The sequence below is a fragment of the Pseudomonas sp. NBRC 111131 genome, from assembly GCF_001320525.1.
In the GTDB taxonomy this organism is placed as follows: domain Bacteria; phylum Pseudomonadota; class Gammaproteobacteria; order Pseudomonadales; family Pseudomonadaceae; genus Aquipseudomonas; species Aquipseudomonas ceruminis.
Genome location: NZ_BCBH01000014.1, coordinates 67,546 through 81,217 on the forward strand (window position 1 = coordinate 67,546; position 13,672 = coordinate 81,217).

10 protein-coding genes are annotated in these 13,672 nt (G+C 66.5%); 9 read left to right on the plus strand and 1 reads right to left on the minus strand.

Going from position 1 to position 13,672, the window contains the following annotated elements:
* Window positions 1-28 precede the first annotated feature (28 nt).
* The 9 genes from APH34_RS14790 (at window position 29) to APH34_RS14830 (ending at window position 12,477) form a co-directional block, all read left to right on the plus strand.
* The gene (locus APH34_RS14790) at window positions 29-883 is read left to right on the plus strand and encodes an ABC transporter permease (RefSeq protein ID WP_054901777.1); all 855 of its coding nucleotides are present in this window, start codon (window positions 29-31) and stop codon (window positions 881-883) included.
* Complete coding sequence (locus APH34_RS14795) at window positions 880-2,526, plus strand: ABC transporter ATP-binding protein (RefSeq protein ID WP_054901778.1); 1,647 nt, start codon at window positions 880-882, stop codon at window positions 2,524-2,526. Before APH34_RS14790 ends, APH34_RS14795 begins: the two co-directional genes overlap by 4 nt.
* Window positions 2,527-2,656: 130 nt before the next feature.
* Window positions 2,657-4,384 carry an ABC transporter ATP-binding protein gene (locus APH34_RS14800; RefSeq protein ID WP_156358087.1) on the plus strand — a complete coding sequence of 576 codons (1,728 nt, stop codon included), beginning with the start codon at window positions 2,657-2,659 and terminating at the stop codon, window positions 4,382-4,384.
* Between the two features lie 262 nt (window positions 4,385-4,646).
* Window positions 4,647-6,239 (plus strand): ABC transporter substrate-binding protein, encoded by a 1,593-nt coding sequence (locus APH34_RS14805; protein WP_371263307.1) that lies wholly within the window; start codon window positions 4,647-4,649, stop codon window positions 6,237-6,239.
* Window positions 6,236-7,222 (plus strand): ABC transporter permease, encoded by a 987-nt coding sequence (locus tag APH34_RS14810; protein ID WP_177337031.1) that lies wholly within the window; start codon window positions 6,236-6,238, stop codon window positions 7,220-7,222. Before APH34_RS14805 ends, APH34_RS14810 begins: the two co-directional genes overlap by 4 nt.
* A complete protein-coding gene (locus tag APH34_RS14815) occupies window positions 7,219-8,082 on the plus strand; it encodes an ABC transporter permease (protein ID WP_054901781.1) in 864 nt (287 codons plus the stop codon). The genes APH34_RS14810 and APH34_RS14815 overlap by 4 nt, the downstream gene beginning before the upstream one ends.
* Window positions 8,079-9,791 carry an ABC transporter ATP-binding protein gene (locus tag APH34_RS14820; RefSeq protein WP_054901782.1) on the plus strand — a complete coding sequence of 571 codons (1,713 nt, stop codon included), beginning with the start codon at window positions 8,079-8,081 and terminating at the stop codon, window positions 9,789-9,791. Before APH34_RS14815 ends, APH34_RS14820 begins: the two co-directional genes overlap by 4 nt.
* 95 nt (window positions 9,792-9,886) lie before the next feature.
* The gene (locus APH34_RS14825; protein ID WP_054901783.1) at window positions 9,887-11,098 is read left to right on the plus strand and encodes an acyl-CoA dehydrogenase family protein; all 1,212 of its coding nucleotides are present in this window, start codon (window positions 9,887-9,889) and stop codon (window positions 11,096-11,098) included.
* A complete protein-coding gene (locus APH34_RS14830) occupies window positions 11,095-12,477 on the plus strand; it encodes an MFS transporter (protein ID WP_054901784.1) in 1,383 nt (460 codons plus the stop codon). The genes APH34_RS14825 and APH34_RS14830 overlap by 4 nt, the downstream gene beginning before the upstream one ends.
* Window positions 12,478-12,562: 85 nt before the next feature.
* Here APH34_RS14830 and sfnR read toward each other — a convergent pair whose 3' ends face one another.
* Window positions 12,563-13,663, minus strand: a complete 1,101-nt coding sequence (sfnR, locus tag APH34_RS14835; RefSeq protein WP_054901785.1) for a sigma54-dependent transcriptional activator SfnR — start codon at window positions 13,661-13,663, stop codon at window positions 12,563-12,565.
* Window positions 13,664-13,672: the final 9 nt, after the last annotated feature.

The window sequence follows — 13,672 nt, forward strand, 5'->3', positions numbered from 1 at the left end:
CAGCACCGCTGACACAACAAGGACTGACATGACTGCGATCGCACTAACTCCCTGGACGTCATCAAACCGCTACCGCTGGCTGTCCCGCCCCGGGCTCTGGCTAGCGTGGGCCACGCTTGGTTTGTTGCTGCTGGCGGTGCTCGTCCCTGGCTGGCTGTCCCCAGCCGACCCCCTGGCTGCGGACGCGCGCCTGGCCTACCAACCTCCCAGCAGTACCTTCTGGCTGGGCACCGACGAAAACGGCCGTGACGTGCTCAGCCGCTTGATCCACGGTGCCCGGCCGTCACTGTTCATCGGTTTGGCTGCCACCCTGGTCGGCCTGGGCCTGGGCACACTGCTCGGCTTGCTGGCTGGCCTGGCTCCGGCCTGGCTGGACAACCTGCTGATGCGCGCCGTGGACGTGTTGCTGGCATTCCCCGACCTGCTGTTGGCACTGGTGATCATCACCCTGTTCGGCCAGGGCGCCAGCAACCTCATCATCGCCGTGGGGATCGCTTCGGTGCCGCGCTACGCTCGCCTGGTACGGGCTCAAACCCTGACCATCCGCCAAGCTGGGTTTGTCGAGGCAGCGGTGACGTTAGGCCGCAAACCGCTGGCGGTGGTGCTCGGGCATGTGCTGCCCAATGCCGTGCAGCCAGTGCTGATCCTCGCCTGCATCGGCCTGGGCGGGGCCATCACGGCAGCGGCAGCCTTGAGCTTTCTCGGCTTCGGCGCGCCTCCCCCTGCGCCCGAATGGGGCGCGATGATGGCCGTGGCCCGCAACTTCATGGCCAACGCCCCCTGGCTGATGGCCTGGCCGGCACTGGCAATCACCTTGACCGTCATTTCCATAACCGTCATCGGCCGTGACTGGCTGAGGCGCAGCGAGGGTAGAAGCGTATGAGCCTTTTCCAGACACAGCCACCGCTGGTGGACATCCGTGACCTGCAGGTGAGTTTCAATGGCGTGCCGGTGGTGCGTGGGGTCAACCTGCAACTGCACGCCGGCCAGTGCCTGGCGTTGGTGGGCGAGTCCGGCTCAGGCAAGAGCGTGACCGCGCGCACCTTGGTGGGCCTGACCGGCCCCGGTGCGGCAATACGGGCGCAACGGCTGGCCTTTGCCGGGCAGGACCTGCTCGCGTTCGATGAAGCAGCCTGGCAGCGCCTGCGTGGTGGGCGCATCGGTTTTGTCATGCAGGACGCCCTGGGCTCGCTTGACCCGCTGCGCCGGGTGGGGGCCGAGATCGAGGAACCGTTGCTGCTGCACACTGGGCTGGGCGCCGAGCAGCGCCGCCTGCAGGTGTTGGAGCTGTTGCGCCAGGTCGGTGTGCCGGAGCCCCAGGTGCGTGCCCGGCAGTACCCGTGGCAGCTCTCCGGTGGCTTGCGCCAGCGTGCGCTGATTGCCTCGGCCATCGCTTGCCAGCCGCGCCTGCTGATCGCCGACGAACCGACCACTGCGCTGGATGCCACCGTGCAGGCGCAGATCCTCGACCTGCTGGAGCACTTGCGCGGGCGCGACAACAGCCTGCTGATGGTCAGCCACGACCTGGCGGTGGTCGCGCGCCTGGCGGACTGGGTTGCGGTAATGCGCCACGGCGAGGTGGTGGAGCAGGGCAGTGCCGAACAAATCCTGCAAGACCCGCAGGACCCCTACACCCAACGCCTGCTCAGCGCAGCGCGGGCGGTGCATTTCCAGCGCCGGTCGGCACCTGCCCTGGCCCTGGTGGAGGATGCCGTGGACGAGCAGCCGGTACTGCTGCAAGCACGTGGTTTGAGCAAATCGTTCGTGGGCCCGGATGGCCGGCCCCGTCAGGTGCTGGACGGCGTCTCCCTGCAATTGCGCGCGGGGCAGACCTTGGGTGTGGTGGGCGAGTCCGGTTCCGGCAAGAGCACCCTGGGCCGCATTCTGCTAGGTCTGGAGCGGCCGGAGCAGGGCAGCGTGGCATTCGCCGGGCAGGACTGGCTGGCGCTTTCTGCCGCGCAGCAACGCCAAGTGCGCCAGGGCATCCAGGTGGTGTTTCAGGACCCGCTGGCCTCGTTCGACCCGCGCTACACCGTGCTGCGGGTGCTCGCCGAGGCACTGGCCCAGGCCGGCGTGCCCCGTGGACTGCGGCGCGCCGAGGCGGCCACGTTGCTGGAACGGGTACAACTGCCCTTGAGTGTGCTTGACCGGCGCCCGCTGGAGCTGTCCGGCGGGCAGCGCCAGCGCATCGCCATTGCCCGCGCGCTGGCGATGAAGCCGCGCGTGCTGGTGCTGGATGAGCCGGTGTCAGCGCTGGATGTGTCGGTGCAGGCGCGCATCCTGGCGTTGCTGGCCGAGCTCAAGGCCGAACTCAACCTCGCCTGCCTGTTCATTTCCCATGACCTGGGCGTGGTCGAGCAGGTCAGCGACCAGGTGCTGGTGATGCAGGGGGGCCGGGTGGTGGAGCAGGGTGCGGCGGCCCAAGTGCTCGGGCAACCGCGCCATCCCTATACCCGTGCCTTGCTCGATGCCGTGCCCAGCTTGCCGGCGGCGCAGCCACGCTGGGTCAGCCGGATTGCTGTTTAAGCCACTGGCGGCATCGCCGGCTTGCTGATGATGAGGCCAGTAGCAGCACTTTGATACCGAGGAAAATACTGTGACACCGACCCACCGCCTCCCCGATGGCTGGGACATTCGCCACTTGCCCGACACCCCCATGGCATTCGTGCGCGCCTTCATTCTGCGCCACCCGCTGGCCTACGTCGGTATGCTTGCGCTGCAGACCGTGGCCGTACTTTGCGCGGTCCTGGTGCCTTGGCAACTGGGCCAGATCACCCGCCTGGTCAGCCAGGGCCTGGACACTCCCCACGCCGTCAACCTGCTCGGTTGGCCGCTGGCTGGCTTCGCGGCCTTGCTGGTGGTGGAAATGGTCAGCATGCGCGCGGCCAGCGGCTTGCACATCCATACCGTGCCACGCCAGCGACGGGCGGTGACCCAGGCGTTGTTCGCCTACCTGCAGCGCCACTCGCACCGCTACATCACCAGCGAGTTCGCCGGTGCGTTGGCGCACCGTATCAGCGAGGTTTCGTTGGGTACCACACAGACCCTGGCGATTCTGATCTTCGACCTGATCCCGCTACTGGCCACCCTGGCCCTGGCGGTGGTCCTGCTGGCCACGGCCAATGGCTGGCTGGCGGCGTTCATGGGCCTGTGGGCGCTGGGCTTTCTTACGTTGTGCTGGTTTCTGGCCAGGCGAAGCCACCCCCTGGCCCGCGATTTTGCCGCGGCGCGCAGCGTCAGCACCGGCAAGGTGGTGGATGCGGTGACCAACCTCACCAATATTCGCCTGTTCGCCCGCCACCCATACGAGCACAGCTACCTGGGCCGCTTTCTGGACCGCGAGGTCGCTGCCGCTGACCGCTCGCTAGGCTACATGGAAAAGATCCGCTGGCTGCAGAACGCCTGCGGCGTGCTGCTCAAGCTCGGCATTTTGCTGCTGGCGCTGTGGCTGTGGCAGCGCGGCAGCATCGACATTGCCACTTTCGTCACGGCCACCAGCCTGTCGCTGATGATCATCACCGACGTGGCCGGCCTGTCGCGGCGGCTGCTGGAGTTCTTCGAGGCAATGGGCAACATCGCCAACGGCGTACGCACCTTGGTGCGCCCCCATGATGTACGCGATGCCAATGAGGCACCGGCATTGCAGGTCGAGCGTGGCGAGGTCCACTTCGCCGACGTGAGCTTTGGCTACCACCCTGGGCGGCCGATTTTCCAGGGGTTGAACCTGCATATTCCGGCAGGGCAGCGCGTTGGCCTGGTGGGGGCATCGGGCTCGGGCAAGTCGACATTATTGGGGCTGCTGCTGCGCTTGTACGACGTGAACGCAGGCCAGGTTTTGATCGATGGCCAGGACGTGCGCACGGTTACTCAACACTCGCTGCACCAGCAGGTCGGCCTGATACCCCAGGAGCCAGGCCTGTTCCACCGCAGTATCCGCGAGAACATCCACTATGGTTGCCTGGAGGCAGGTGACGAAGCGTTGCAGGCGGCCATCGACCGCGCCGGTGCACGGGATTTTATCGAGGCCATGGAGCAGGGCGTCGAGTCGTTGGTAGGGGAGCGCGGGGTGAAGCTTTCCGGTGGCCAGCGGCAACGCATCGCCATTGCCCGGGTGCTGCTGAAGAACGCGCCGATTCTGGTGATGGACGAAGCCACCTCAAGCCTGGACTCGATCACCGAGCGCTACATTCAGGACAAACTCGACGAGATCATGGAGGACAAGACGGTGATCGTGGTGGCCCATCGGTTGTCGACGGTGGCGCACCTGGACCGGATCGTGGTGTTCGATAACGGGCGCATCGTCGAGGATGGCAGCCATGCGCAGTTGCTGGCACGGCGGGGCTATTACCACCGATTGTGGAGCCGTCAGGGGGAAGCGGCCTGACGTATACCAGGCTGCGGTCCCTAGGTGTTCGGTCTGGAGAGCGGGGATACGGTCCATGCCGTTATCTGCAGAACCAACTGTCCGCAGCCCAACACCCCTCACACACTTTGCCCTCCCACCAGCACCAACCACCTGGCAAACCCCAGCAAAATCAACCTGTTGAACCCGGCACAACTCCTGCAACAGGGCTGTTAACGCCCAGTCAACCGCAGGAGCGACCTTGAACCGACCCATCCTCCCCCTGATCCCGCTCTGCGCTGCGCTGGCCTTGATCGGCTGCGAGCGTGCCGAGCAGCACACGGTGCAGAGCACCCAGCCCATCAAAGGTGGCACCTTGGTTTATGCCACCGATCGCGAGCCCACCTGCCTCGACCCCCACGTAGCCGGTGACATGCCCCAAGTGTTCGTGGCCCAGCAGTACCTCGACTCGCTGGTGTCGATGGACAGCGACGGCCAGATCGGCCCGTGGCTGGCGACGCGTTGGGAGGTGTCTGAGGACGGCCTGCGCTACACCTTCCACCTGCGCCGCGACGTGCACTTCACCGATGGCACGCCGTTCAACGCCGAGGCGGTCAAGGCCAACCTCGACCACATGGTCGACCCAAAGACCCAATCCAGTACTGCCGGTGGTTACATCCGCCAGTACCGCGGCACCCAGGTGCTCGACGACTACACGGCGCAGGTCACGCTGGCCACGCCTTATGCCGCGTTCCTTGAAGTGCTGGCCCAGGGCTTTCTGGGTATCCAGTCGCCCACTGCGCTCAAGCGCAGTCGTGACCAGAACTGTGAAGCGCCGGTGGGCAGCGGCCCATTCAAGGTGGCGCGCTGGGACCGGCAGAACCAGGTAGAACTGGTGCGCAATCCCGATTACAACTGGGCGCCGCCGACTGCGCAGCACCAAGGCCCGGCGTACCTGGACCGCATCGTCTGGAAGTTCATCCAGGAGCCTTCGGTGCGCTTCGCCTCCTTGCAGGCCGGCGAGGTGGACGTGATCGAGACGCTGCCGCCGGAGTCCCATGAGGCGGCGCGGCGCAATCCGGATGTCGACCTGATCATCGCCCAACGCCCTGGCAACCCCACCAACGGCACCTTCAACCTGCGCCGCGCACCGTTCGACGATATCCGCGTACGCGAGGCGTTCGTGCGCAGCGCCGATGTCGAGGGTGCGCTCAAGAGCGTGTACTTCGGCGAGTTCCCCCGCTCCGGCGGGCCGCTGAGCGTGGCCACGCCGTTCTACAGTGGCGACTTCGAGCACAGCCAGGACTACGACCCGGCGCGTGCGGCCAAGCTACTGGACGAGGCCGGTTGGACCGGACGCGACAGCGACGGCTATCGCACCAAAGATGGCCAGCGGCTGCGCGCGGTTGTGCTGATCGGTGCTCGCACGCCGCCGTCGGAACTGACCCTGTGGGAGCAGGTGCAAGCCACCACCCGCCAGGTCGGCCTGGAGCTGGTGCTCGACCAGATGAGCGACGCCCAGGTCACTACCCGCCAGGCCGCCTGGGACTATGACATCCGCACCGGCTACTGGAACACCAATACCCCCGACGTGCTGCGCATCATCTTCACCACCGCCTTCGTGCAGCCTGCCGGGGTGGGCGGCTATCACCAGAACTCCTCCGGCTATGCCGACCCGGGCTATGACGCGCTGCTCGACAGCGCCCTGGCCACCCAGGACCCCGAGCTGCGCCGCCAGCGCTATTACCTGGCGCAGCAGCAGGCGGCAGCGCAGTACCTGCAGCTCACCACCTACCCGCAAAGCACACGCCTGGGCATCTACAAGACGGCCCATGGCGTACGCCTGGAGCCTTCGCTGGCAGTGACCTACCTCTATGACGCATGGGTGAACAAATGACGCTGACAACCCTCGCCGTGAGCGATCCGCGCCGTGAGCGCCTGGCCGCCCTGGGGCGGCGTGCCGCCATCCGCCTGGCCGGGGGCGTGCTGGTGCTGTGGGCAGTGGCCACGCTGACCTTCTTCGCCCTGCGCCTGATGCCGGGCGACCCGGTGCTGGCGATTCTCGGTGGCACCACGGGCAATCCGTCCCCTGAGGCCATCGAAGCGGCCCGCCAGGAGTTCGGTCTCGACAAGCCCTTGCCTGTGCAGTACGTGCTCTACCTCGGGCGCCTGTTGCACGGCGACCTGGGCATGTCGTATTCGCAGCACCTGCCGGTGACGCGGGTCTTGGCAGAGCAGGGCGGCGCCACCCTCGAGCTGACCGTGGCGGCGCTGGTGCTGGCCTGGTTGCTGGTGCTGTTGTTGACCGTCATCACGGCCGGCCGTGGGCGGTTGATCGGCGGTGCGGCCTCGCTGCTGGAAACCCTGAGCGCGGCCTTGCCCCACTTCTGGCTGGGCGTGGTGCTGCTGGCCGTGTTCGCCTTTGGCCTGCGCTGGTTCCCGCCGGCCGGCAGCGACAGCCTGGCCAGCCTGGTGCTGCCAGCGTTTTCCCTGGCCATTCCGCTGGCAGGCTTCATTGCCCAGGTAACCCGTGAATCGTTGGAGCTGACGCTGGACCAGCCTTTCGTCCTAACCGCCCGTACCCGCGGGTTGAGCGACCTGGCCGTGCGCTTTCGGCACGCCCTGCGCCATGCCTTGCTGCCTGGCGTGGCGCTGTCGGGCTGGGCCATCGGTGCGCTGATCAGTGGCGCTGTGGTGTGCGAAGTGATCTTTTCGCGCAAAGGTATCGGCCGTCAGCTGTACCAGGCCGTGCAGTTGCAGGACTTGCCGCTGGTGATCGGTATCAGCCTGGTAGTAGCGGCCGGTTATGTACTGGCCAATATTCTGGTCGACCTGTTGTACCAGTGGATCGACCCTCGGCAACAGGAGGCTGCAGCATGAATGACCTGACCTTGGACAGGGCCGTGGCGCCCCGGCGAACCCAAAGGCGCCTGGCCCTGCCACCGGTGGGGGCGAGCCTGGCGCTGCTGTTCCTGGCAGCACTGCTGTTGGCGGCGCTGGCCCCCGGGCTGTTCACCGGCATCGACCCCTTGGCGATCGTCCCGCGCGAAGCCTTCCAGCCGCCCAGCTGGGTGCATTGGCTGGGCACCGACCAGTCGGGCCGCGACATCTTTGCGCGGATCATTCACGGCACCCGCCAGAGCCTGCTGATTGGTGTGGCAGCCACGGCGATCTCGATGGCCATCGCCATCCCCCTGGGGTTGCTCGGCGGCCTGGGTGGAGCCCGGCTGGATCGGACAGTGGGCTGGTTGTTGGAAGTGTTGTTCGCCTTCCCCAGCCTGGTGCTGGCGCTGCTGTTCGTCGCAGTGTTCGGCAGCGGCGTCGGCACGCTGATTGTTGCCACGGGTCTGGGCGGCGCGCCTGGGTATGCGCGCATGGTCCGCGGCCAGGTGCTGGCAGTGCGCAACGCCGGCTACATCGAGGCGGCGCGGGCGCTGGGTCACCCGACGTCGCGCATTGTCCTGCGCCAGTTGCTGCCCAATGCCATGCGCCCGTTGGTGGTGACGCTGACCATGGGCGTCGGCCAGGCCATCGTCTGGGCCTCGGCGCTGAGCTTCCTGGGCCTGGGCGCACGGCCGCCGGCCCCGGAGTGGGGGACCATGCTGTCGATGGGCCGCGACTTCATTGCAAACGCCTGGTGGCTGACCTTCTTCCCCGGTCTGTTCATCGTGTTGACCACACTGGCCACCACGGTGACCGGCCGCTATATCCAACAACGCCTGGAGGGCCGCCTGCCATGAGTGAAAAAACCTTGATCGTCGAGGGGTTGAACGTCGCGTTCGACGGCAGCAGTGTGGTCCGCGACCTGTCGTTCACCTTGCAGCCGGGGCGTTGCGTGGCGCTGGTGGGGGAGTCGGGTTCGGGCAAAAGCGTCAGCGCCCGCAGCCTGGTCGGCCTGGCCGGAGCACGGGCGCAGGTGAGCGCACGCCAATTGAGCTTTGCCGGCCACCACCTGCTCGGTCTGAGCGAGCGCCAGTGGCGTGGGGTGCGGGGCAAGGACATCGGCTTCGTGCTGCAGGACGCGCTGGTATCGCTCGACCCGCTGCGGCCAGTGGGCAAGGAAATTCTTGAGGTGCTGCAGACCCATCGATACGGCGACCGGCAATCGCGTATTGAGCGGGTACATCAGTTGCTGGACCGGGTCGGCGTGCCGGACGCCCCTCTGCGTGCCCGGCAGCGCCCGGGGCAGCTGTCCGGCGGCTTGCGCCAGCGTGCATTGATTGCCAGCGCCCTGGCGCTTGACCCTGCGCTGGTGATCGCCGATGAGCCGACCACGGCACTGGACGCGACGGTGCAGGCGCAGATTCTCGACGTGTTCCGGCAGATCAAGGCGCGCGGCGCTTCTTTGCTGATCATCAGCCATGACCTGGCGGTGGTCGCGCAGCTGGCTGACGACGTGCTGGTGCTGCGTCACGGCGAGGTGGTTGAGCAGGGGCCGATGGAGCAAGTGCTGCGCCAGCCGCGCCACCCGTACACCCAGGCGCTGCTGGCCGCTGTGCCGGCCGAGCACCCGCGTGGTAGCCGCCTCTCGCCGGAGCGTGCAGGCGTGCAGCGCGAGCCGAAGCCTCGGCTGAACAGCGATGTGCTGCTGCAAGGGCGCGGCCTGGGCAAGCGCTACCTAGGCCCGGACGGCTTGCTGCGGCAGGTCGTGCAAGGCGTCGATTTCACCTTGCGCGCCGGGCGTACGCTGGGCATCGTCGGCGAGTCGGGCTCGGGCAAGACCACCGTAGCGCGCATCGCCCTCGGTCTGCTGCAGCCCGATGAAGGCGAAGTGCTGTACCGCGGCCAGCCCTGGAACCGCCCCGACAACGCCGTGACCGAAGCCCGACGCCGGCCGCTGCGCCGTGAGATCAGTGTGATCTACCAAGACCCGCTGGGTTCGTTCGACCCCCGCTGGACGGTGGCGCAGATTCTCGACGATGCCTTGCAGGTGGCCGGTGTAGAGACGGCGGCTCGCCCGGCGCGTATCGCCGTGCTGCTCAATCAGGTGCGCCTGCCGGCCGAACTTGCCCAGCGCCGACCCTTGCAACTGTCCGGGGGCCAACGCCAGCGGGTAGCAATCGCCCGGGCGATCGCCAGCGAACCCAGGCTGATCATCTGTGACGAGCCAGTGTCGGCCCTGGACGTATCGGTGCAGGCCCAGGTGCTTGACCTGCTGGCTGACCTGCAGGACGAGCTGGGCCTGGCTTACCTGTTCATTTCCCATGACCTGGGTGTAATCCGCCATGTCAGCGATGACGTGCTGGTGATGCGCCATGGGCAGGTGGTGGAGCAGGCGCCGGTCGAGCAGTTGTTCGACAACCCAACCCACGAATACACCCGACGGTTGCTGGGCGCAGTGCCCCGGCTGCCCGGCAGCGGCAGTGAACTGGTGGTGCCGCCGCTGGACCTGGAGCATGAAGCCTTCGACCTGTTCGACGAATCACGCCTGTGGAAGATCGCGGTGTGATCTGAAGCTCAAGGCGTGCGCATTTTCCGGGGCCTCAGCAGGGCTCCCACAGCCCGTGTGCCGACTTTACGAATGCTGTCATTAAGGACTGAACCATGACCACTTTCCAACGCTTTCCCGCCCAAGCGCCGGCCGCCAATGTCGCCGCCCTGAAGGCGCGCATCCTGGCGCTGCTGCCAAACATCGCCGCCGGTGCTGCCCAGCGCGAACGTGACCGGCAGTTGCCCTACGAGGCCATCGCTCAACTGGCCGCCGCCGGGCTGTATACCCTGCGCATTCCTGCCCAGTACGGCGGCCCCGGCGGCACGGTCAGTGATGTGATCGAGCTGCTGCTGCATGTCGCCGCCGCCGACTCCAACGTCGCCCAGGCCCTGCGCCCTGGTTTTGCCTTTGTCGAAGGCCTGTTGGTGTCACGCGCCGAAGGCGCCGAGCAGGAGCGCGAGCGGTGGTTCGCCCGCTACCTGGACGGGGCGGTGATCGGCAATGCCGGCTGGGAACTGGGCGGTGCCAACGGGGCCATTGCGGCGCGCCTGGTGCGCGAAGGCGAACACTTTCGCGCCAACGGCAGCAAGTTCTACAGCACCGGGGCGCTGTTTGCCGACTACGTCAGCGCGGTCGCCCTGGACGAAGACGAGCAGCCAGTGTCGTTCATTCTGCCGCGTGATCGCGAGGGCCTGGAGCTGGTCGACGACTTCGACGCCATGGGCCAGCGCCTGACCGCCAGCGGCACCACGCACCTGCGCGATGTGAAGGTCGAAGCCAGTGACATTCGCACCCGCACCGTGGAGGAGGGCAAACGCACCCTGGTTACGCCGTTCCTGCAGCTGTTTCTCGGGACGGTGCTGGCTGGTATCGCCCGCAATGCGCTGAACGACGCCAGCCAGTTTGCCCGCGAACACGCCCGCCCGATCAAGCACAGCAGCGCCAGCCGTTCGGTGGATGACCCCTATGTGGAGCTGTCGGTCGGCGATATCGCAGCCCGAGCCTACGGCGCCGAGGCGCTGGTGCTCAAGGCGGCTGCGACCATCGACAAGGCTTGGGCCGCGCAGCTGGACGAAGCGGCGGTGGAGCAGGCAGCCCTGGAAGTTGCTCAGGCCCAGTACCTGGTAGCAGAGCTTGCGCTCAAGGCCGCCGAGACAGTGTTCGATGTCGGTGGTGCCTCCACCACGGGTCGTCAGCATAACCTTGACCGGCACTGGCGCAACGCCCGCACGGTGGCCAACCACAACCCGCGTCAGTGGAAGGCGGCGGTGGTGGGTGCCTGGCAGCTCAAAGGCACCCGGCCGCCTGTCTCGGGGCTGTTTTGACCGCCCAGCCGGCCCCGCTCGCCGACCTGGCACAAAGCCCGAAGGTGCCGGTGATCATCGGGGCCGCGCTGTTCATGGAGCTGCTCGACAGCACGGCAGTAATGACCGCCTTGCCACAGATGGCCGCCGACTTTGGTGAGCCGGGCCTGCGCATGAACCTGGTGGTGTCGCTATACATGCTGGCCCTGGCGCTGTGCGTGCCGGTCAGCGGCTGGGCGGCCGAGCGCTTTCGACCGCGTCAGGTGATGCTGCTGGCAATGGGGCTGTTCACCTGCGCCTCGCTGGCCTGCGCCCTGGCCGAGTCGCTCTGGCAACTGTGCCTGGGGCGCATGCTGCAAGGTGCAGCCGGTGCGTTGATGACGCCGGTGGGGCAGGTGATCATCCTGCGTTGGTCGAGCCGGGAACAGTTGCTCCAGGCCATGTCGTGGCTGGCGTTGCCGGCACTGGTGGGGCCGCTGATCGGACCGTTGCTGGGCGGGCTGCTGGTGACGGTGCTGTCGTGGCACTGGATCTTTTTGATCAACTTGCCAATCTGCCTGGTGGGTTGCTGGTTGATCCTGCGCCATGTACCGGACTATCCGGCACGCCCAGTACCGCCGCTGGATGTGCGTGGCTTGCTGCTCAGTGGCGGGGCGTTGGCCATGCTGGTGTTCGGGCTTGAGTCGCTGGGGCTGGGGCAGTTGCCGTGGACGTGGGCGCTGGGCCTGATCATCGGCGGTGTGGCTTGCGCGCTAGGTTACCTGGCCCATGCGCGGCGCCATCCCAACCCGTTGGTCGACCTGTCGTTGTTGCGCCTGCGCAGCTTCGGCGTGATCCAGGCCGGTGGTGGTCTGTTTCGTCTGGGCTCGGCGGCGCAGCCGTTCCTGATCGTGTTGCTGCTGCAGAACAGCCTGGGCATGAGCCCGCTGGCGGCTGGGTGGCTGGTGGTCAGTGGTGGCCTTGGCGCGCTGTTAATGAAATTGCTGGCCGTGCCGCTGGTGCGGCGATTTGGCTATCGGCGCGTGCTCAGTTGCAATGCCGTGCTCAGCGGCGCTGGCATTGCCTTGTGTGCCAGCTTTGACCGGGACACGGCCGTGTGGCTGATGGCCGTGGTGTTGTTCGCCGCGGGCCTGGTGCGCTCGTTGCAATTTTCCACGATGGGCGCTGCCAGTTACCAGGATGTGCCCGGTGAGCGCTCTGCGGCGGCCAGTTCGCTGTCGTCGATGTCGGTGCAGTTGACCATGGCCATGTCGGTAAGCCTGGCGGGTGTGTTGCTGGGGTTATTGGCCGGGCTCGAAGGCCGCAACGAAACCTCGGTCGCGGACATTGCCACGGTGATATTGCTATGCGCAGCGATGTGCGGGATATCGGGGTGGGTGTTCCGGCGTTTAGCGGGCTGACCGTCTTGCGCAACTTCCAGACGTTGACGCAATGCCTGGGGGAGCAGCGTGCCGGCGATAAGGCCGGCACAGCTCCAGCAAAACCTCAGATCGACAACCGCACCATCCGGCTGTCCACCACCTGAGGCTCCGGCCCCCGCCGCTTGTTCACCACCAGCTCACCAATCGCAATCAGCCGCGTGCGTGTCACATTGCGCGACAAGCCCAGCAACTGAGCGGTGTGTACTTGGTTGTAATGGCAGAAGTGGTACGCCGAGCGCAGCAACGCATTCTCGACTTTCTCGTACAGATCGCCAGGTTGTTCTTCGTACAGCCGGCTGAATGCCTGCTGCAGCAAATCTTCCACGGCATTGCTGGTCGGCTCCTCCTCCTGGCGCTCCAGGCGCAAGTTGGACAGGCGCAGGTCCTGGGCCTGGACCAGCCCGTCGCCACAGGTGAGCAAGCTGTGATGAATCACGTTTTCCAGCTCGCGGATATTGCCCGGCCAACTGTACTCCACCAGCTTGGCCTGGGCCTTGGGGCTCAGCTCTACCGGGCCGTAGCCTAGCCGTTCGCTGTAGCTGCGGATGAAATGGCGGGCCAACGGCAGAATGTCGCCTGGCCGGTCGCGCAGCGGATGCAGCTGCAGGGTGACGACGTTCAGGCGGTAATACAGGTCTTCGCGAAAATGCCCGGCATTGATCGCTTTCTCCAGCTGCACGTTGGTGGCCGCCAGCACCCGCACATTGATCGGGATGCTCTTGCGCGAGCCCAGGCGCACCACTTCGCGCTCTTGCAGCACGCGCAGCAGTTTGACCTGGATCGGCAGCGGCAGGTCGCCGATTTCGTCGAGGAACAGCGTGCCGCCGTTGGCCTCCTCGAACCAACCGGCCTTGGCCGCCAAGGCGCCGGTGAAGGCGCCTTTTTCATGGCCGAACAGTTCGGCTTCTACCAGCGACTCGGAGAAAGCGCCGCAGTTGACCGCGACGAATGGGCCGTTGCGCCGGCCGCTGAGGTTGTGAATGTGGCGCGCGACCAGCTCCTTGCCCGTGCCGGTTTCGCCGATGATCAGGACGCTGGCCTCACTGGGGGCGACCTGTTGCAGGTGGGCGAGCAGCGCCTGCGATCTGGGGTCTTCGAAGACCTGTGCGGTCGCCCTGATCGAGGTAGCCAGTGTCGGTGACGGGGGAAGGGTCAGCAGTTGCATGGGCGATCC